At 72.0% G+C, this 19,490-nt stretch carries 21 protein-coding genes; 14 read left to right on the top strand and 7 right to left on the bottom strand.

The features are described 5' to 3' along the window. Positions 1–396 precede the first annotated feature (396 nt). The gene (locus VGB75_00595; GenBank protein ID HEY0165513.1) at positions 397–585 is read left to right on the top strand and encodes a hypothetical protein; all 189 of its coding nucleotides are present in this window, start codon (positions 397–399) and stop codon (positions 583–585) included. 96 nt (positions 586–681) lie between these two features. On the opposite strand, the gene VGB75_00590 is transcribed toward VGB75_00595, so the two are convergent. The 3 genes from VGB75_00590 to VGB75_00580 all read right to left on the bottom strand — a co-directional run bounded on the left by VGB75_00590 (position 682) and on the right by VGB75_00580 (position 3,528). Continuing rightward, positions 682–1,575, bottom strand: coding sequence for a CAP domain-containing protein (locus tag VGB75_00590; GenBank protein HEY0165512.1), 894 nt, complete (start codon positions 1,573–1,575; stop codon positions 682–684). Between the two features lie 115 nt (positions 1,576–1,690). Then, positions 1,691–2,491, bottom strand: coding sequence for an ABC transporter permease (locus VGB75_00585; GenBank protein ID HEY0165511.1), 801 nt, complete (start codon positions 2,489–2,491; stop codon positions 1,691–1,693). Next, on the bottom strand, positions 2,488–3,528 hold the full coding sequence (locus tag VGB75_00580; GenBank protein HEY0165510.1) for an ATP-binding cassette domain-containing protein: 1,041 nt from the start codon (positions 3,526–3,528) through the stop codon (positions 2,488–2,490). The genes VGB75_00585 and VGB75_00580 overlap by 4 nt, the downstream gene beginning before the upstream one ends. A gap of 547 nt (positions 3,529–4,075) precedes the next feature. Between VGB75_00580 and VGB75_00575 the strand changes: the two genes are divergently transcribed. Genes VGB75_00575 through VGB75_00530 form a run of 10 tightly spaced genes read left to right on the top strand, consistent with a single transcriptional unit; the run spans position 4,076 to position 15,044 of the window. Next, a complete protein-coding gene (locus tag VGB75_00575) occupies positions 4,076–5,011 on the top strand; it encodes an alpha/beta hydrolase (GenBank protein ID HEY0165509.1) in 936 nt (311 codons plus the stop codon). Beyond that, positions 5,008–6,267 carry an enolase C-terminal domain-like protein gene (locus VGB75_00570; protein ID HEY0165508.1) on the top strand — a complete coding sequence of 420 codons (1,260 nt, stop codon included), beginning with the start codon at positions 5,008–5,010 and terminating at the stop codon, positions 6,265–6,267. Before VGB75_00575 ends, VGB75_00570 begins: the two co-directional genes overlap by 4 nt. Next, on the top strand, positions 6,264–7,010 hold the full coding sequence (locus VGB75_00565; protein ID HEY0165507.1) for an SDR family oxidoreductase: 747 nt from the start codon (positions 6,264–6,266) through the stop codon (positions 7,008–7,010). The genes VGB75_00570 and VGB75_00565 overlap by 4 nt, the downstream gene beginning before the upstream one ends. 40 nt (positions 7,011–7,050) lie before the next feature. Then, entirely contained in the window at positions 7,051–7,356 is a 306-nt protein-coding gene (locus VGB75_00560; GenBank protein ID HEY0165506.1) for a YciI family protein, read from the top strand. Then, positions 7,299–8,732, top strand: a complete 1,434-nt coding sequence (locus tag VGB75_00555; protein HEY0165505.1) for a PLP-dependent aminotransferase family protein — start codon at positions 7,299–7,301, stop codon at positions 8,730–8,732. Before VGB75_00560 ends, VGB75_00555 begins: the two co-directional genes overlap by 58 nt. 43 nt (positions 8,733–8,775) lie before the next feature. Continuing rightward, positions 8,776–10,035 (top strand): ATP-grasp domain-containing protein, encoded by a 1,260-nt coding sequence (locus VGB75_00550; GenBank protein HEY0165504.1) that lies wholly within the window; start codon positions 8,776–8,778, stop codon positions 10,033–10,035. Positions 10,036–10,082: 47 nt separating this feature from the next. Then, complete coding sequence (locus VGB75_00545) at positions 10,083–11,198, top strand: LLM class flavin-dependent oxidoreductase (GenBank protein HEY0165503.1); 1,116 nt, start codon at positions 10,083–10,085, stop codon at positions 11,196–11,198. Positions 11,199–11,255: 57 nt separating this feature from the next. After that, positions 11,256–12,116, top strand: a complete 861-nt coding sequence (locus VGB75_00540) for a fumarylacetoacetate hydrolase family protein (GenBank protein ID HEY0165502.1) — start codon at positions 11,256–11,258, stop codon at positions 12,114–12,116. After that, positions 12,116–13,318 carry an MFS transporter gene (locus VGB75_00535; protein HEY0165501.1) on the top strand — a complete coding sequence of 401 codons (1,203 nt, stop codon included), beginning with the start codon at positions 12,116–12,118 and terminating at the stop codon, positions 13,316–13,318. The genes VGB75_00540 and VGB75_00535 overlap by 1 nt, the downstream gene beginning before the upstream one ends. A 1-nt stretch (position 13,319) precedes the next feature. Next, positions 13,320–15,044, top strand: a complete 1,725-nt coding sequence (locus tag VGB75_00530; GenBank protein ID HEY0165500.1) for a GH3 auxin-responsive promoter family protein — start codon at positions 13,320–13,322, stop codon at positions 15,042–15,044. Here VGB75_00530 and VGB75_00525 read toward each other — a convergent pair. The 3 genes from VGB75_00525 to VGB75_00515 form a co-directional block, all read right to left on the bottom strand. After that, entirely contained in the window at positions 15,041–15,265 is a 225-nt protein-coding gene (locus VGB75_00525) for a hypothetical protein (GenBank protein ID HEY0165499.1), read from the bottom strand. The genes VGB75_00530 and VGB75_00525 overlap by 4 nt on opposite strands. Positions 15,266–15,332: 67 nt before the next feature. Then, positions 15,333–15,899 carry a VOC family protein gene (locus VGB75_00520; protein HEY0165498.1) on the bottom strand — a complete coding sequence of 189 codons (567 nt, stop codon included), beginning with the start codon at positions 15,897–15,899 and terminating at the stop codon, positions 15,333–15,335. Next, a complete protein-coding gene (locus tag VGB75_00515; protein ID HEY0165497.1) occupies positions 15,896–16,597 on the bottom strand; it encodes a dienelactone hydrolase family protein in 702 nt (233 codons plus the stop codon). The genes VGB75_00520 and VGB75_00515 overlap by 4 nt, the downstream gene beginning before the upstream one ends. 170 nt (positions 16,598–16,767) lie before the next feature. On the opposite strand from VGB75_00515, the gene VGB75_00510 reads away from it, so the two are divergent. The 3 genes from VGB75_00510 (at position 16,768) to VGB75_00500 (ending at position 18,578) form a co-directional block, all read left to right on the top strand. Next, the gene (locus tag VGB75_00510) at positions 16,768–17,058 is read left to right on the top strand and encodes a DUF427 domain-containing protein (protein ID HEY0165496.1); all 291 of its coding nucleotides are present in this window, start codon (positions 16,768–16,770) and stop codon (positions 17,056–17,058) included. Between the two features lie 187 nt (positions 17,059–17,245). Further along, positions 17,246–18,028 carry a VOC family protein gene (locus VGB75_00505; GenBank protein HEY0165495.1) on the top strand — a complete coding sequence of 261 codons (783 nt, stop codon included), beginning with the start codon at positions 17,246–17,248 and terminating at the stop codon, positions 18,026–18,028. Next, a complete protein-coding gene (locus tag VGB75_00500; GenBank protein HEY0165494.1) occupies positions 18,018–18,578 on the top strand; it encodes a YbaK/EbsC family protein in 561 nt (186 codons plus the stop codon). Before VGB75_00505 ends, VGB75_00500 begins: the two co-directional genes overlap by 11 nt. 62 nt (positions 18,579–18,640) lie before the next feature. Here the strand turns inward: VGB75_00500 and hisN are convergent, their stop codons facing one another. After that, entirely contained in the window at positions 18,641–19,465 is an 825-nt protein-coding gene (gene hisN / locus VGB75_00495) for a histidinol-phosphatase (GenBank protein HEY0165493.1), read from the bottom strand. Between the last annotated feature and the right edge of the window lie 25 nt (positions 19,466–19,490).

Genomic DNA, 19,490 nt, shown 5'->3' with positions numbered 1-19,490 from the left:
GAACATCTTGTGGCCGGCCTTGGTGTCTTCGACGGGGCTACGGCGGGCATCACCGACAATTCTCGATAGCGCTTGACAAAAGGATGCAGCCAGGACGACAACACGTGAGGGATCTTGCCGTTTGGCGCACGATCAGGTCGATGCGGCGATAGCGCGAATCCGCAGTGGCTACAGTCCGTCGAACGTATGACCCAGTGAACCGTCAGCAGAGTAACATTGTCGACTTAAGACGACAACAGGCGACAAGGGCAGTTCGCGTCAACAGCTATGCGATTCAAAATTCGCCGGACGTGAGGCAGATTCGCCGACGGCCTGCACGCACGCGGGACAGCCCGTCCTGTCGGGGCAGTGTGCTGAGCATGCCGATCCGGCCGGCAGGGGAGTAGAACTTCAAGGATGAGCGAATCGATGACACCCAGCGAGCACGACCCTGCGGCCGAGCACGACCCTGCGGCCGAGGACGACCCTGCGGCCGAGGACGACCTCCGGCAGCACGCCCAGGCCGACACTGAAGGCGGGGAGTCGACGCCAGGCCAAGGCGAGGACGTGCAACGCGAGCACACCGAGGATCCAGCCGAAGGCTGACCGACCGGCGGGGCAGGGACTGGCCGCTCACGCGAGCGGTCAGCCGATGGACGCAAGCCGGGCCGCCGATCTGAGGAGGGCAGGGCAAGCCGCGAGCTAAGTGCGAACGGTGCGGCAGCCGAGCTTGGGGTTGCCGGTTCCCAGGCCCACATTGATGGCGTAGGCGCACACCGTGTGCAGCCCGGCCGGCAGTGTCACGGTGATGTCGAAGCCTTGATTCGGCCCGGCTGACTTGGCCAGAGCGACGTCCGGGCGCGCCACCGGGAACCTGAACCAACCGAGGGCGCGTCCATCGGAGTAGACCGCGATGGCCAGCGGCAGCGTCCGGTTGTCCGGATCGACCGCCCAGCCGCGGACCCGGGCCCGGTGGCCGCTGAGCGCCACCGTGCTGTCGTGGTACCCGCTCGGGTTATGGCCTGCCGTCGAGGCCGGCAGCGGGCCCCGGGCGTCGGCGAAGTCCTCGGTGAGCCAGAGCTTGCCGGTTCTGGCGTCGATCAGGACGTCGATGCCGACGAACCGCGTCGACCTGGACAAGATGTTGAGCCGATGCCCGTCCTGCGGGGGCTTCTCGTTGTACATGGCGCTCTGCAGGCTGTTGGCTCCGGCAGTGGTGCGAGCAGTGGTCCAACCGATGTTCTCCGCGATCGAGTGCCAGAGGACGCCTGCCTGGCTGATCCGGGCGCCGAGCGAGGGCTCGCCGGGTAGTTGATGGGACAGCACGTTGGCCCTGGCCATCGCCAGGTTGTGCCGACGCGCGCTGCTGGTCAGGGCTGTGCTCGAGCCCAGGACGGGCAGTCCGTGGGCCACCCGCTGAGCGTTGAGCATCCTCATCACGCTGGTGGCCGCGGCGGTCTCGGCAGACGTGGCCGCGTGAGCGGTGCCTGGGCGCGCCAGCAGGCAGAGCCCCGCCACGAGCATGGCCACCAGCGCTAGGGCCACCTGGGATCGGTGGGCCGGACGCATGGCAGCCGCCACCTGCGAGCAGGGCATCTGTCTCCCATCTGCGTCGCGCCGGCGGGCGCCAGCGGCGATGGGCGTCTTATCGGCGCACAGAGTGCTGGCTTGAGCGGCGCCGCGAGCCGGCTTGAAACCGACGGCAACCGGCTCAGCGGCTGGCGGCCTTCTTGTACTGGCGCACCGACAGCGGGATGAAGATCAACAACAGCAGCGCCACCCAGCCCAGGGTGTAGAGGACCGGATGCTGCAGTGACCAGTAGTCGGGCGCTGGCACGTCGGCAGCGGTGTTGCCGAAGAGGTCCCGGGCGGCCTGGGTCACCGACGACACCGGATTCCAGTTGGCGACAAACTTTAGGGGGGCGGGGAAGTTGTTGGTCGGCACGAAGGTGTTGGCGATGAAGGTCAAGGGGAAGATCACCACGAACGAGGCGTTGTTCACCACCTCAGGGCTGGGCACCAGCAGCCCGACCCAAGCCATGATCCAGGAGATGGCGTAAGCGAAGAGCAACAACAGCAGGAAGCCCCCGATCGCCTCGCCCACCGAGCTGCGGATGCGCCAGCCGACCAGCAGCCCGGTCAGCGACATCACCACGATGATCAGCACGTTGTTGGCGACATCGCTGCCGGTGCGCCCGATCAGCACCGCCGACCGTGACATCGGCAGCGACCGGAACCGGTCGATGATGCCCTTCTTGATGTCATCAGCCATGCCCGCCCCGGTCAGGGTGGCGCCGAAGATCACCGTCTGGGCAAAGATGCCGGGGATCAGGAACTCGCGGTAATTGGTGCCCTCTACCTGGATGGCGCTGCCGAAGACGTAGGCGAACAGCAGGATGAACATGATCGGCGAGATCGTGGAGAACACCAGCAGATCCGGCACTCGCTTGATCTTGATCAGGTTGCGCTTGGCCACGATGGCGCCGTCGGCGATCGGTTTGAGCATGCTCATCTGGTCCCCACCTCCTCCTTCGCGCCGGTCGTGGGGCCGGTCTTCGGACCGGTCTTCGGGCCGGTCGTGGCGCCGCCGGCCGCCGCCTCGGCGTCCTCTTCGGACGGGTGGCCGGTCAGGCTCAGGAACACGTCGTCGAGAGTCGGACGGCGCAGCGCCACGTCGAGCACCGCGATGCCGCTGGCGTCGAGGCGGCGTAGCGCCTCCATCAACAGGCTGGCGCCGCCGGACACCGGAGCGACGATTCGGCGGCTGTGCTCCTGCACCTCGACCGGCACGCCGGCCAGCTCGGTCATGAGGGCGCGCGCGGCGGGCAGATCCTCCCGCCGGACCAGCACGATCTCGACCCGCTCGCCGCCGACCTGGGCCTTGAGGCTGTCAGCGGTGCCTTCGGCGATGGCACGTCCGTGATCGATCACCAGGATGTTGTCCGCGAGCCGGTCGGCCTCTTCGAGGTATTGGGTGGTCAGCAACAGGGTGGTGCCGCCCTTGACCAACTCGACGATCACCTCCCACATGTCGGTTCGGCTGCGCGGGTCCAGCCCCGTGGTCGGCTCGTCCAGGAACAGCACCGGTGGGCGCGCCACCAGCGCGCCGGCCAGGTCAAGCCGACGCCGCATGCCGCCGGAGTAGGTCTTCACCGGCCGGTCGCCGGCCTCTTCAAGGTCGAACTGCGCCAGCAGCTCACGCGCGCGCTGCTTGGACGGCGCTCGGCCCAGCCCGTAGAGCCGGCCGACCATGTCGAGGTTCTCAAAACCCGTCAGGTACTCGTCGACCGCCGCGTACTGCCCGGACAGGCCCAGCTTGGCCCTGACCTGACCGGGGTTCTTGGCGATGTCGATGCCGGCCACCTGGGCGCTGCCCTCGTCCGGTTCGAGCAGGGTGGTCAAGACCCGGACCGCGGTCGTCTTGCCTGCGCCGTTCGGGCCCAGCAGCCCGAGTATCGTCCCTTCGGGCACCGCCAGGTCCAGGCCGTCCAGCGCGCGGAGCTTGCCGTAGGTCTTCACCAGTCCGCTGGCCGTGATCACGTCACTCATCGAATGGCGCCGGTAACTGCTCGGTCATGTCGTCGGTCCTCACATCGCGATTGACTGGTGCAAGTGTTCAAGCTAGGGCAACGTTCCGACAACGCATTTTCGCCGTGCCACCAGCGGCGATGACATGGACAGTCCGTCGCAATCTAGGTGAGGTGTCGCGCGACGCCGGACAGGCGCGGGCACGGCGAAGTCGGCGGGCTCCGGCTACGCCGACGATGTCACCACCTACTCCTACGACCCGGCCAAGGCCAAGCGGCTGCTGGCGCGGCGGGCGAGTCGGACCTGACGCTGAAGTTCTACTGGCCGACCGAGGTCAGCCGGCCGTGCATGCCGAACCTGCGGGAGCGCCTAACGCAGACAGAGGCGCGCCGACGGTTAGCGCTGCCCGAAGGGCCACCGGTAACCACGTTGACACTGCACAAACTGACGCCTAGTGTCGTACAAGGCACGATCACTAAGGAACGGTTCGTAAAGGATCTTCCGGACAAGCGTCCAGAGTCGTCGCCTGCCGGACACCGCGCCGCCGATGCCGTGAGGACTCACCGGGTTGACCAGAGACACGCGCACGCCGGACCGGCCCGCCGCGCCGGGGGCCTCCTCGGCGCCCCGGATCCGGCTCCCACTCCCGCTCCCGCTCCCCGCGGCCGAGCACCGCGTCGCCGCGGTCGCCGGCGCCGACGGCACCCCGCTGGCCCTGCACAGCTGGCGGCCGGCCGAGCCGACCGAGGCGGCCGAGGTGACGACGCTGCTCTTCTACGTGCACGGCATCCAGAGCCACGCCGGCTGGCTGTTCGAGACCGGGCCGGAGCTGACCCAGCACGGGACGGTGACGTACGCGGCCGACCGGCGCGGATCCGGCCGCAGCGGCGGCATGCGCGGCGACCTGCCCGCGGCGGGCGTGGTGCTGGAGGACTACCGGACCGCCCTGGCCCAGGCCCGGCGGGACTGGCCGGGGCTGCCGGTGGTGGCGCTGGGCCAGAGCTTCGGCGGCAGCATCCTGGCCGCCCTGGTCGCCCAGGGCCTGGAGGTCGACCGGCTCGTCTACTGCGCCCCCGCGCTGGGCCAGCAACGGGCCCGGCACGGGACCGAGCGGCTGGCCGAGCTGGCCGCGCTGACCGGCACCGAGCACTCGGCCATCGCGCTGGCCGACGAGGACTACACCGACCTCGCCCGCTACCTGGAGTTCATGGCCAACGACCGGCTCATGCTGCGCCAGGTGACCGCCCGGAGCCGGGCCACGATGGTCGAGCTGGAGCGGATCTACCTGGAGCGCCGGGCCGACACCGCGGCCCCGGTGCACCTGGTCCGGGCCGAGCACGACCCGATCATCGCGCTCGCCGAGAGCGAACGAGTCCTCACCACCCTGCACGGGAAGGTTGACGTGGCCACCTTCCGGGGCCGCCACCACTACGTCGAGTTCTCCCGGGCCCGCCGCGAGTACTGGCACTGGCTGGCGGCGACCGTGGCCGGGCGGGACTGGTGACGGCCCGGCTGGAGGTGCGGCCGGTCCGCATCCCGATGGAGCGGCCGTTCGTGCACGCCGGCCACGCCCGGTCCCAGGCCGCGTCGGTGCTGGTGGCGGTGGACCTCGACGGGGTCCGCGGCTGGGGCGAGGCCGCACCCCGGTCGTACGTGACCGGCGAGACGGTCGACACCGCGGTCGACGCGCTGAACCGGGTCCGGCCCGAGGAGCTGCTCGACCTGGCCGACCCGGCCGGCGCCCTGGACCGGCTGGCCCGGTTCGACCTGGCCGGACTGCTCGGCCGGCTGGCCGGCGCGCTGGCCCCGATGCCGGCGGCCGCGGCCGGGCTGGAGATCGCCCTGTTCGACGCCATCTGCAGGCGGCACGGCCAGACCGGCCTGGACGGGCTGCGCGGCGTCCCGGCCGCGGCGGCGCTGCTGCGCCCGCGGGCCGCCCCGGCCGCTGTCTCGGTGGTGCTGGACCTGGCCGACGACCCGGCCCGGCGGCTGGGCGGGCTGGACCCGTCCGCGGTCTGGCACGTCAAGGTCAAGGCGGGCACGGACGTCGAGGGCTGCGTCCGGCGGGTCGCCGCCGTCCGGGACGTGCTGGGCGCCGGCCCGACGCTGTCGGTGGACGTCAACGGCGCCTGGGACCGGGACCTGGCCGTCGCCGGGGCCGCCCGGCTGCGCCCGCTCGGCGTGGACTGGCTGGAGGAGCCGGTCGGCCCGCGGGACTGGGCGGCGATGCGGGCGGTCCGCGAGGCCACCGGGATGGCCGTGATGCTGGACGAGTCCTGCACCGGCCCGGCCGACCTGGACGCCGCGGCGGCCGGCGCGGCCGACTCGGTCAACGCCCGGGTCGGCAAGTGCGGCGGCCTGTTCCCGACCCTGGCCCTGGTCGCCGCGGCCCGGGAGCGCGGCCTCGGCGTCCAGCTCGGGGTGCACGTCGGCGAGGTCGGGCCGCTGTGGGCGGCCGGCCGGCTGCTGGCCTGCTCGCTGACCGACCTGCTGGCGGTGGAGGGCGGCCGGCAGGACGAGTGGTTCCCCGAGCCGCTGACCGACCCGCCGTACGCGGTGGACCGGGTCCGCTGGCAGGTCGCCCCGCTGACCGGCCCCGGCATCGGGCTGGTGCCGACCCGCGCCCTGCTCGACCGCTGCCCGCCCACCTCGGCCCCGTCCCTCTCGGCCCCGTCCCTCTCGGCCCCGTCCCCCTCAGCCCCGCCCGCATCGCCGGCCGCCCCGCCGCCCGTCTCGACGACCGCGAGGAGTTCCTCATGACCGCACGCACCGCCCTGCTCGTCGGCGCCGCCGGCGGCATCCTCCGGGAGGTGGCCGCCGGGCTCGCCGAGCAGGGCGCCCCGCTGGTGCTGCTGGACCGCGACGAGGCCGCGGTGTCCGCGCTCGCCGACCGGCTGGCCGACCTGACCAAGGTCGACGTGGTCGTCGGAGACGTCACCGACGTGGCCGCCGCGGAGCGGCAGCTGGCCGAGGTCGCGGACCGGTACCAGCCCGCGGTCCTGGTGAACGGGGTCGGCGGCGACACCCGGGTGATCGGCTACGCCGACCTGGAGGTCGCCCACTTCGAGCAGACCTACCTGGAGAACGTGATCGGCACCTTCCTGGCCATCAAGGCCTGCGCGCCGGGGATGGCCCGGGCCGGCTACGGCCGGATCGTCAACTTCGCCTCGGCCGGCGGCCGGACATACAGCCACTTCAACAACGCCGCCTACGTCGGGGCCAAGGCCGCGGTGATCGGCATGACCAAGCAGATGGCCTACGAGCTGGCGCCGTCCGGCGTGGTGGTGAACGTGGTGGCGCACGGGCCGATCGCCACCGAGCGGGTCGCCGGTGCGTGGGAGCGCCGGGACCCGGCGCAGAAGGAGCAGGTGCTGTCCCGGCTGCCGATGGGCCGGATGGGCACCGTGGCCGAGGCGGTGGGCAGCGTGCTGCACCTGTGCTCGGAGGGCGCCGGCTACACCACCGGCGCGGTGATTGACATCAACGGCGGGCTCTACATGTGAGCCCGCCCCGTCCGACCCCCCGCTTCCAGAAAGGACGATCGTGACGACCTACGTCGTTGAGTTCCGCTACCGCGTGGACCGGGCCGGCCGGGAGCCGTTCCACCCCGCGCACGCGGCCTACCTGCACGCGCTGACCGAGCGCGGGGTGCTGCTGCTCGGCGGGCCGCTGACCGGGGACAACGCCGGTCTACTGGTCTACCGGACCGCCGACCGGGCCGAGCTGGACCGGGTGCTGGCCGAGGAGCCGTACGTGACCGGGGGCGTGGTCGCCGACACGGTGGTCCGGGAGTGGCAGCCGGGCAAGGGGAGCCTGGCCGCGACGCCGGTGGCCGGGGGCCGGTCGTGACCGGCGGGCGGCTGCTGGACGGCCCGGCCCCGGCGCCCGACCCGGACGCGGCGCTGTCCTTCGAGCTGGGCGCGCTGCACGCGGCCATCGGCGACCCGCAGATGGACTCCATGCGCATGCTCAGCGAGACCGCGATGCGCTTCCCGGCCGCGCTGTCCTTCTCCTCCGGCGCCCCGTACGACGGCACCCACGACCCGGCCACCCTCCCGGTCTACCTCGACCGCTACCTGCGGCACCTGCGCGAGGGCGGGGTGCCCGAGCAGCGGATCCGCAAGCTGCTGTTCCAGTACGGCCCGGTCAACGGGTTCATCCGGGAGGAGGTCGCGCGCAACCTGCGCCAGGACGAGGGCATCGACGTGCCGGCCGACGCCGTGATGATCACCTCCGGCTGCCAGGAGGCGATGCTGGTCGCCCTGCGCGGCCTGATCACCGGACCGCAGGACGTGCTGCTCACCGTCTCCCCCGCGTACGTGGGGATCCTGGGCGCGGCCCGGATGCTGGACGTCCCGCTGGTCGGGGTGCCCGAGGGCCCGGACGGGCTGGACCCGGACACGCTGGCCGCCGCGGTCGCCGACGTGCGGGCCTCGGGGCGGCGGCCGGTCGCGGTCTACCTGATCCCGGACTTCTCCAACCCGTCCGGGACGGTGGTGCCGCTGGCCGCGCGGCACCGGCTGCTGGAGCTGGCCCGGCGGGAGCGGCTGGTCGTGCTGGAGGACAACCCGTACGGGCTGTTCGCCCGGGACGGCGAGCAGCTGCCGACGATGAAGTCGCTGGACCGGCACGGCTCGGTGCTCTACCTCGGCTCGTTCGCCAAGACCGCGTTCCCGGGCGCCCGGCTCGGGTACCTGGTGGCCGACCAGCCGGTGTCCGGTCCGGGCGGGTCGGTGCGGACGCTGGCCGAGGAGTTGTCCCGGGCCAAGAGCATGTTCACCGTCGGCACCTCGTCGCTGTCCCAGGCGGTGGTGGGCGGGATGCTGGTCGAGCACGACTACGACCTGCGCACCGCCACCCGTGCGACGGCCGCGGTGTACGCGGAGCGGCTGGACACCACGCTGGCCGCGCTGGCCGCGCACTTCCCGCCCGAGCGGCACGCCGAGCACGGGGTCAGCTGGAACACCCCGCGCGGCGGCTTCTTCCTCACCGTCGAGGTGCCCTTCGTCGCCGATCTGGCGGCGATGGAGCGCTGCGCCAGCGATTTCGGCGTGAGCTGGGCGCCGATGTCGATGTTCCACGTCGGCGGGGGCGGCGACCGGGCGATGCGGCTGGGGTTCAGCAACCTGGCCCCGGACGACATCCGGGAGGGGGTGGCCCGGCTGGCCCGCTTCATCTCCGACACCACCCCCGGCCGCTACGGTCACGATGTACCACGCGAGTGACCATTCCGGCCCGGTCCCGGACCGCAGCTCCCAAGAGGTGACGATGACCAGAAGCGACGCTAGGCAGGTCGCGGTGGTGGTGGACAGCTACTCCGCCGGCAACTTCTTCCCGGCCGCGTTCGCCCCGTACGACGTCCGGCTGGTGCACGTGCAGAGCACCCCGGAGCTGATCCCGACGATGAGCCCGCCGAACCTGAGCGCCTACGACGAGAACATCGTCATGGACGGGGAGGCGGCGCTGGTCGAGCGGCTGCGCGGCTACGACCCGGTCTGCCTGGTCCCCGGGCAGGAGTCCGCGGTCGAGCTGGCCGACCGGCTCAGCACGGCGCTGGGGCTGCCGTCCAACGGCACCGCGCTGTCCCGGGCCCGCCGGGACAAGTTCGAGATGATCGAGGCGCTGCGCCGGGCCGGCGTGCGCTGCGCGCGCCAGCTGCGGACGGCCGAACCGGCCGCCGCGGTGGCGTGGGCCGCGGGTGAGGACGGCCGGCCGGTGGTGGTGAAGCCGATCAGCTCCGCCGCCACCGACGGGGTGTTCATCTGCACCACCCCGGAGCAGGTGCGCGCGGCGGCCGAGCACGTGCTGGGCACCAGCGACATCTTCGGGTTCCGCAACACCGAGGTGCTGGTCCAGTCCTACCTGCGCGGCGCCGAGTACATCGTGGACACGGTCAGCTCCGACGGCCGGCGCTACGTCTGCGGCGTCTGGCGCTACGAGAAGACCCTGCTGCCCGACGGCCGCAACATCTACGACCGGGACATCCTCCTCGACCCCGGGTCCCCGGTGGTCGCCGAGCTGGTCCCGTACGTCGACGAGGTGCTGGACGCGCTCGGCCTGCGCTGGGGCGCGGCCCACCACGAGGTCATCGTCACCGAGGACGGCCCGGTGCTGGTGGAGGTGGGGGCCCGGGTCAACGGCAACCTCGACCCCGGCTTCCACGACGTCTGCACCGGCGGCAACCAGGCCGCGCTGGACGTGCGGGCGTACGTGCGGCCGGCCGAGTTCCAGAAGGAGTACGGCGACCGGACGTACCCGAAGCTGCGCTCGGGCGTCGTCTACAACGCCCCGACCGAGCTGGAGGGCGTCGTCACCGCGGTGGACGAGGACGTGGTGGCCCGGATCACCGCGATGCCGACGGTCCACAAGGTGCTGGTGAAGATCAAGCCGGGCGGCCGGGTCCGGCGCACCGTCGACCTGCTGACCAGCCCGCTGCGGGTCTTCTTCGTCGCCGACGACGACGCGGCGCTGGCCGCGGACTACGCCGAGGTGCGCGCCCTGAAGGACCGCGTCTACCGATTCGACTGACCGCCGCACCCGGCGTCGGCAGCCCATCCGTCCCAGGAGGATTTGCTATGCACAGTCGCATCGGCGTGTTCCTGTCGCCCGTCCATGAGACCGGCCAGGACCCGCATCTCGCCATCCGGCGGAACCTCGATCTCGTCGAGCAGTTGGACGACCTCAACTTCGACGAGGCGTGGTTCGGGGAGCACCACTCCCTGGGCTGGGGGCTGGTCGGTGCTCCGGAGACGATGATCGCCGCCGCGTCCCAGCGCACCCGGCAGATCAAGCTGGCCAACGGGGTGGTGCCGCTGTCTGGCCACCACCCCTTCCACGTCGCCAGCCGGGCCGTCCACCTGGACCACCTCAGCCGCGGCCGCTACATCCTCGGGGTCGGGCCGGGCGTGCCGTTCGACGCGGGCATGTTCGGCCTGGAGCCGCCGGTGCAGCGCACCCGGCTGGCCGAGGCGCTGCCGACGGTGCTGGAGCTGGTCAACGGCACCGAGCGGGTCACCGACAAGACCGACTGGTACGAGCTGCACGACGCCAAGCTCCAGCTGCCCCGGTTCAGCCCGGCCGGCATCGAGGTGGCCATGGCCACCAGCGGCACCTCGACCGCCAGCCCCCGGCTGGCCGGGCAGTACGGGCTGAGCATGTGCTCCTTCGCGCTGCCGTTCGCGCTGATGACCCCGGGCGCCCCGCAGCACATCGACCTGGGCCGGCAGTGGGAGCACGCCGTGGCCGCGGCGCAGGAGCACGGCAACACGATGGACCGCTCGGCCTGGCGGATCGCGCTGCCGGTGCACGTGGCCGAGACCCGCGAGCAGGCGTACGCCGACGTGCGGGAGGGCTACGACCGCTGGCTGTTCGACTACTTCGGCCGGGCCGCCGGCCGGGAGGTGCTCAGCCCGGGGGTGCCCCGGGAGAGCATGCTGGAGGCGCGGGTCGAGGCGGGCGGCGCCCTGGTCGGATCGCCCGACGACGTGGTGGCCGGGCTGCAGGCCATGCAGGAGCGCACCGGCGGCTTCGGCACCCTGCTGGTCTACGTGGCCGACTGGACCAGCTGGGAGAAGACCGACCGCAGCATGCAGCTGCTGGCCCGCTACGTGGCCCCGCGCTTCACCGGGACCACGGCGCGGCCGGTGGAGGCGGTCGACTGGGCCATCACGGCCCGCGGCGGCCGTCCGTGACCGACACCGAGCCGCTGGTGTTCCACGCCGGCCCGCACACCGGGCTGGCGGGCTGACATGCGGATGGCCAACCTGGCCGGCCGGGCCCACCTGGTGGCGGGCGACCGGTCGGTGGACGTCGCCCGGGCCAGCGGGGGCCGGTTCCCGGCCGACCCGATGGCGGTGCTCGACCGGTGGGCGGAGGTCGTGGCCTGGTCCCGGGACGTGGACGTGGCGGCGGGCGCGCCCTGGGACCCGGCCGAGCTCGGCGCGCCGTCGCCGCGGCCGCGCCAGGTCTTCGCGGTGGCCAGCAACTACCGCGACCGCCCGCTGGTGCTGCCCACACCGGCGGACCTGCCGGTCACCTTCACCAAGTTCCCGGCCTGCGTGGTCGGTCCGTACGCGGACGTCCCGCTGCCGACGGACACGGTGGACTGGGAGGTCGAGCTGGTCGTGGTGATCGGCCGGGCCGCCCACCGGGTGCCGGCTGCGGCGGCCTGGGACGTCGTGGCCGGGGTCACCGCCGGCCAGGACTTCTCCGAGCGGACCCTGCAGCTGGGCGGACCGGCCAAGCAGTTCTCGCTGGGGAAGTCGTTCCCGGCCTTCGGCCCGACCGGGCCGGTGCTGGTCACCCCGGACGAGCTGGCCGACCGCGACGACCTGGGGCTGTCGTGCCGGGTCAACGGCGAGACCGTGCAGGACGCCCGGACCCGGCAGCTGATCTTCCCGGTGGCCGAGCTGGTGGCCCGGCTGTCCGGGGTGTGCGCGCTGCTGCCCGGCGACCTCATCTTCACCGGCACCCCGGGCGGGATGGGGATGACCATGACGCCCCCGCGCTACCTGCGGGTCGGGGACGAGGTGGTCAGCCACATCGAGGGGATCGGCGGGCTCCGCAACCGCTGCACGGCGCCGGACGGGGTCACCGGGAAGCTCTCGTGATGACCCTGCCACGTCCGTTCTGGTTGCTCTGGCTCGGGCAGACCCTCTACCGGGTCGGCCTGCTGGCGCCCGCCTTCCTGGTGCTCTACCTCCAGGAGGACGGCCTGGCCGACGACCGGACGATCGCGGTCATCGTGGGCCTGTTCGGGGCCGGGGTGCTGGTCGGCGGCCTGCTGGGCGGTGTGGTCGCGGACCTGGTCGGGGCGCGGCGGACCATCCTGTGGTCGCAGCCGGTCGCGCTGGTCACGGCGATGCTGTTCCTGATCTCCACCGACATCCGGGTGATCGGTGTGCTGTCGCTGCTGGCCGGGGTGCTGTCCTCGGTCGACCGCCCGGCCGCGGCCGGGCTCATCGCCACGCTGGTCCCGCACGAGCAGTTCGCCAAGGCGTACAGCATCCTGCTGATCGGCTTCAACGTCGGCATGTCGCTCGGGCCGGTGCTGGCCGGCGTCCTGCTCACGGTGGCCCCGGCCGGGTTGTTCGTGCTGTGGGCGGCGTCGAGCCTGGCGTACGCGTCCCTGGTCTGGTGGCTGCCGGTGGACGAGCGGGCGGCGGCTGCCGAGCAGGAGGGCTCGACCCTGCTGCGCCGCACGGTGCTGGGCCTGGTCGAGCCGTTCCGGTCCCGGGTGCTGCTGGTGTTCCTCGGCCTGACCGCCCTGCTGGCCGCGATCTACCTGCAACTGAACTCCACCCTGCCGCTGCACATGCGGTCCGAGGGCCTGACCGCGGCCGAGATCGGGCTGATCATCGCGGTCAACGCCGTGCTGTCGGTGCTGCTGCTGCCGCTGGTGCCGCGGCTGGTCCGGGGCATGCGCGACGAGGTCCCGCTGGCCCTGGCCGCCCTGCTGGTGGCGATCGGCTTCGGGATGAACGCGTTCGCCAGCGGCATCCCGACGTTCGTCGCCGCCGTCGTGGTCTGGACGGCCGGCGAGGTGCTGTGGGCGCCGATGTCGGCGACCTTCCTGGCCAAGCGGGCCCCGGCCGGGCGTACGAGCAGCTACCAGGGGGCGTTCTTCTTCGCTTGGAACGCGGCCTTCGTGGTCGGCGGACCGGTCGGGATCACCGTCGCGAACGCCTGGGGTTACGAGCTGCTCTGGTTCTGCACGTTCGTGGTCGGGGCCGTCGCGGCCCTGGGCCTGCTGCTGATGGCCAGGATTCCGGGCTTCGCCCCGGTGGCCGCGGAGTCGAAGGTCGAGAGATGACATGACGACTGTCCGAACGTCCCCCGCCGACCCGGGTCCGGGCGCCCCCGCCCTGTCCCCCTGGACGCACGTCAACCAGTCCTCGGTGCCCCCGGCGTTCCTCACCGGGACCCGCCGGGCGCTGGCCCGGCAGCGCGCCGCCTGCCACGACGCCCACGCCCCGAGCGCCGCGGTGTTCCGGGACATCCTCGACCAGGCCGAGGGGACCTACTTCGGCAAGCGGCACGGGCTGGCGGCCGTGCGCACCCTGCGGGACTGGAAGCGCGCGGTCCCGGTGCACAGCTACTCCGACCTCCGGCCGTACGTGGACAAGCTGCTGGACGGCGACGCCAACGTGCTGACCCGCAGCGAGCCGTACGCGCTGCTGCGCACCTCCGGCTCCAGCGGGCAGCCGAAGCTGATCCCGACCACCCGGCACTGGCGCAACGCCTACCGGGGCCGGGCGCTCTACGCCCAGTGGGGGCTCTACTTCGAGTCCGTCGGCATGGTGCCGGGCGCGACCGTCCTGGACCTGTCCTGGGAGCGGTCCAGCACCTCCACCAGCGTCGGCGACTACCCCAGCTACGGCATCTCCCAGCGGCCGGCCGCGGTGAGCAGCGTCGACTGGCTGCCGCCCTGGTACGACGAGAGCTGGTTCCAGGGCGTCGAGGGCGAGAGCTACCGCAACGGCCTCTACCGCAAGCTGCGGTTGCTGGCCGGGGCGGACGTGCGGCTGGTCGTCGCGCTGAACGCCTCCAAGATCGTCGGGGTGGCCGAGGTGCTGGCCGAGCGGGCCGACGACCTGGTCTCTGACCTGCGCAACGGCACGCTAGAGGGGCGGCCGTGCCACGGCGGGGCCGACCCCGACCTGGCCTCCCGGCTGGCCGGCATCCGCCGGGCCAACCGGGGCATGCTGCGGCTGACCGACCTGTGGCCCGGGCTCGCGCTGGTGGTCGCCTGGAACTCGGCCTCGGCCGCGCTCTACCGGCCCTGGCTGGACGAGGTCACCCCAGGGGTGCCCAAGCTGCCCTTCAGCGCGACCGGCACCGAGGGGATCATCACGATCCCGGTGGACGGGCACCGGTCGGCCGGGCCGCTCGCCGTCGACCTCGGCCTGTACGAGTTCGTCCCGGCCGAGGACCGCGACGAGGAGGTCCCGCTGGAGCCGGACGTGGAGACGCTCGACTTCCACGAGGTCGAGGTCGGCCGGACGTACGAGGTGGTGATGACCCAGGCCAACGGTCTCTACCGGTACGCCCTGGGCGACCTCTACACCGTGGTCGGCCGGATCGGGCAGGTCCCGCGGCTGGACTTCGTCGGCCGGTCCGGCTTCGGCAGCTCCTTCACCGGCGAGAAGCTGACCGAGAAGGACGTCTACCTGGCCGTGCGGGCCGCGCTGGGCGACCAGTGGCGCAGCCTGCCGCTGTTCAGCTGCGTGCCGGTCTGGGCCGCGCCCCCCGGCTACACCCTGATGATCGAGTGGGCCGACGACCTGCCGCTGTCCCCCGACCGGTTCGCCGAGGACGTTGAGACCGCCCTGCAGCAGCTCAACATCGAGTACGCGGACAAGCGGGCCGCCGACCGGCTCACCCCGCTCGCGCTGCTGCGGGTGCCGCCGGGCACGTTCGCCCGGGTGGAGGACCGGCGCCGGCGCGAGGGCGCCTCACCCGCGCAGCTCAAGCACCACTGGATCCAGCGGGACGGCTCGCTGCTCACCCACGCCGCGGCGGCCCTGGCCGAGGTCTAGAAGGAGACCTTCCCGGCCGGGCACACCTCGGCGCTCATGTTCAGGCCCATCATCGGCCGGGCCGCGTCGGCGAGGTCGCGGTGGATGTGCGCGAGGGTGTGACGGTCGGTCTTGCCCGGAGCGGACAGGTACGAGCCGCTGGCGCCGGTGAGCCGGTACAGGTCGTCGTACTGGAACACCTGGGTGGTCGGCCCGCCGTCCCGGGACGGCGGCGGAACCACCACGTCGTTGGTGCCCGTAGCGCCGGCCGCGCCGTAGGTGTAGGTGACGTTGTTGGCCGGGAAGTCCTCACCTGCCGTCCAGCCACTGGCCGCCGAAGTACATCAGCTCGTCGCTGAGCAGCTCGATTCCGATGCCGTCAGGATCGCGGAAGTACAGCGACTCCTCGATGCCCTTGTCCGGGCCGCCGTAGGCGATCCCCTCGGCGTCGAGCCGGGCCCGCAGCTCGGCATGGCGACCGGGCTCCACCGAGATCGCGATGTGCTGCACTCCTCCGAGGGCTTCCTTGCCGGGCTCGAGGCCGAGGCCGGGAAAGTCGAAGAAGCCCAGCAGCGTCGAGTTGCCGAGGTCGAAGAAGAAGTGCGACGAGCCGGGGTAGTCGCGGTTCTCGACCAGCTCGATCAGGGGGAAGCCCAGCAGGTCCTGATAGAACCGGATGGTGGCCTCAGGGTCGCTGCAGATCAGCGCCGCGTGATGGATCCCGCGGGCGTTGGAGGCCGGCCGGCGTTCGGGGGGGACCAGGTACCGCTGGCGCAACTCGGCCCGGCGCTCGGCCAGTCGAGCCTGTTCGGCTTGGTCGGGCTGTTTGGGCTCGCCGGGCTGATCCGGCCGGTCGGGCTGGTCGGCCGCGGTCATCCGTCCAGCCGTTCGTTGAGGAACCGCACGGTGCGCTCCCATGCGAGCTTGGCGCAGGCCGGGTCATAGGTGCCCAGCAGATCGCCCTCGTTGTGGAAGGCGTGCCCGGCGGGGTAGTAGAAGAACTCGACGTCGGCGCCGGACTCCTCGCGGATCTGACGCTCCAGCTCGCGCGCCTGGGACACCGGGTACATCTGGTCCTGCTCTCCGTAGTGGCCCTGCACCGCCGCTGTCAGACCGGCGTACTGCGACGGCACTGCCTCACCCACCCCGTAGAACGGAACGGCGGCGCCGATCTTGCCCCCTTGCTGAGCGGCCAGCATCAGCACGAAGCCGCCACCCATGCAGAAGCCGACAGCGCCGACCTTGGTGGAGCTGACCGCCTCGTTGGCGAGTAGGAAGTCCACGGCTCCGGCGAGGTCCTGCGCCGCCTTGTCCACCGGCAGCTCCGACATCAGCCGGCCTGCCTCGTCGGAGTCATGGGCGGTCCTGCCGCCGAACAGGTCAGGAGCCAGCGCGGTGAAACCCTCGGCCGCCAGCCGGTCAGCCACGTCGACGATGTGATCGGTCAGGCCCCACCACTCCTGGATCACGATCACGCCGGGACCGCTGCCGCTGGCCGGCAGCGCCAGATAGCCGTGCGCCTGGCCGCCGTTGCTGGCGAAGGTGGTGTTCTGGGCTGGGCTGTCCTCGCTCACGCGGGACCTCGCTCTCGTGATCGGCACTTGCAGGCGCGCAACGGTGTGAACCTGTCGAAACTAGGTCCTGGGCTGGTTTCCCGGCAACTTGCCGCCCGGCCATGCCGGTCGAGCGGTCTCGCGACCGGTGGAGGGTGACGATCACCGCGATCTCGTGGCATCGTGTCAGCATGAGCATGCAGGCGATCTGGAATGGCGAGGTCATCGCCGAGAGCGATGACACCGTCGTCGTGGAGAACAATCACTACTTTCCGCTGGACTCCGTCCGGCAGGACGTGCTGCGCCCCTCGCAGTACGAGACGGTCTGCCCGTGGAAGGGCACCGCGTCCTACTACTCCCTGGAAGTCGACGGAAAGCTGAACCAGGACGCTGCCTGGTACTACGCCGAGCCCAAGGAGGCCGCGGCCGAGATCCGGGACCGGGTCGCCTTCTGGCGCGGGGTCGAGGTCCGCGCCGGCTGACCTGCGCCGCCGCGAGCGCGGCCGACCCGCGCCGCCGCAGCGAGCGCGGCCGACCGCCGCCGCGAGCGCGGCCGACCTGCGCCGCCGCCGCGAGCGCGGCGTCGATTTCTGGCGGGTCGCTGGTTCCCACAATGTTTCGGTGGCAGGGTGAGGTTGTCCGACTCGCACTGCTCATGAAAGGCACGCCATGCCAATCCATGATGGTCCGTGGCTCGATGGCACGCCCTGCTGGGTCGACCTGTCCGTTGAGGACATCGGCGCCGCCCGGTTGTTCTACCAGAGCCTGTTGGGCTGGGACATCCAGGACAGCCCGCCGGAGTACGGCGGCTACCTCAACTGCGTGAAGAACGGCCGCCTGACTGCGGGCATCGGCCCGAAGATGATGCCGGAGGAGCCGGCCGGGTGGCTGACGCACTTCGCCACCTCCGACGTCGAGGCGTCGGCCGAGCGGGTCAGCGCGCACGGCGGCCAGGTGATGATGGGACCGTTGGATGTGATGGAACTGGGCCGGATGGCCATCTGCGCCGATCCCAGCGGCGCGAGGTTCGGCCTGTGGCAAGCGGGCAGCCATGCCGGTCTGGGTGTCGTGAACGAGCCGGGCGCGGTGATCTGGACCGAGCAGATGAGCCGCACCTTCGAGCCGGACCTCGCCTTCTACAGCGGGGTGTTCGGCTGGGAGTTCCACGAGATGGAAGCCGAGGGGTTTCGGTACGCCAGCTTCGTCAGCCAGGATCGCGACATCGGCGCGGTGGGCGAGTACGGCGCCGAGGATCTGGAGTTGCCGGCCCAGTGGTGGGTGTACCTCGCAGTCGATGACACCGACGCCGCTGTCGACCAGGTCGTCAAGCTCGGCGGTGGCGTGCTCCGCCCGCCCGCGGACTCGCCCTACGGCCGGCTGGCCACCGTGACCGACAACCAGGGCGCCAGCTTCCGGCTGCTGGCGGCGCCGCCTGAGGGTTATGGTGACTGACGCCGAGCCGGACGCCTCGTCTTCCAGCCTGAACTGGCTGAGCACGGCTGACGGCGGGCAGCTGCTCGCGCCGCCGGTCAGCGCGTTCCTGGCCGGCTGGCCCAGCAGCCGGCTGGTGTCGGTCGCCGAGATCGACCCTGAGCTGGCCGACACGGCCGCCTTCTGTGAGCACTACGGGGTTCGCCCGGCCGAATCGGCGAACTGCGTGGTGGTGAGCGGCAAGCGCGCTGGCGAAGTGAAGTTCGCGGCCTGCGTGGTGCTGGCGACCGACCGGGCCGACGTCAACGGCGCCGTGCGGCGGTTGCTGGACGTGCGCAAGGCCTCGTTCGCTCCGATGGCAGAGGCGGTGGAGCTGACCGGCATGGAGTACGGCGGCATCACGCCGATCGGGCTGCCCGCCGGGTGGCCGGTGCTGGTGGCGGCCGAGGTGGCCGCGGCCGGGCCGGTCGTGATCGGCAGCGGACTGCGGCGTTCGAAGCTGCGGCTGGACGGCGCCCTGCTGGGCGTCCTGCCTGGCGCTGAGGTGGTGCCCGAGCTGTCGCAGCGTTGAGGTCAGCCTGTCGCAGCGTGTGATGCCAGTCGCAGCGTGTGATGCCAGTCGCAGCGTTGAGGTCAGCGCCGGTCGCCCAGCGCGCTGAGCAGCGCGGCGTGCAGCAGGCCGTTGGACGCGGCGGCGTTGCCATGCTGCACGCCGTCGACCCCGTTCAGGCCGGTGAACCGGCCTCCGGCCTCGGTGACGATGGGCGCGAGGGCCGCCATGTCCCACAGCGACAGCTCGGGTTCGGCAGCCAGGTCCACCGCGCCCTCGGCCACCAGCATGTAGGACCAGAAGTCACCATAGGCCCGTGAGCGCCAGACCTGATCGGTCAGCTCCACGAGGGCCTGCTGACGGCCCAGCGCGGCCCATCCCGACAGCGAGGCGTAGGACAGGCTGGCGTCAGCGAGCCGGCTGACGTCGGAGACCCGCAGCCGACGAGGCGGCTGGCCGAAGGAGCTGCCGAACGCGCCGTGGCCGCGCGCGGCCCACCAGCGCTGTCCCAGCGCCGGGGCGCTGACCACGCCGAGCACTGGTTCACCGTGCGCCAGCAAGGCGATCAGCGTTGCCCAGACCGGCACTCCGCGGACGAAGTTCTTGGTGCCGTCGATCGGGTCGAGCACCCAGCGGCGGGGTCCGCTGCCGGTCGTTCCCGACTCCTCGCCGCAGAAGGCGTCGTGCGGCCGGTCGGTGGACAGTCGTTGCCGGATCAGCTGCTCGACGGCCTGGTCGGCGTCGCTCACCGGTGTCAGGTCGGGCTTGCTGCGCACCAGCAGGTCGGCGCTGCGAAAGCGCGCGGTGGTGACGGTGTCGGCCAGCTCGGCCAGTCCCAAGGCCAGCTCGAGATCGGCTGCCCATTCGGCGTCCTGGCCGGCGGGCGGGTGTCGCGGCGTGCTGGTCACGGCCAGCAGGTTATCGCCGTCCGGC

Source organism: Jatrophihabitans sp., assembly GCA_036399055.1.
GTDB lineage: Bacteria > Actinomycetota > Actinomycetes > Mycobacteriales > Jatrophihabitantaceae > Jatrophihabitans_A.
Note: the sequence above shows the minus strand (reverse complement) of the source record. Positions and strands in the feature narration are given on the sequence as shown.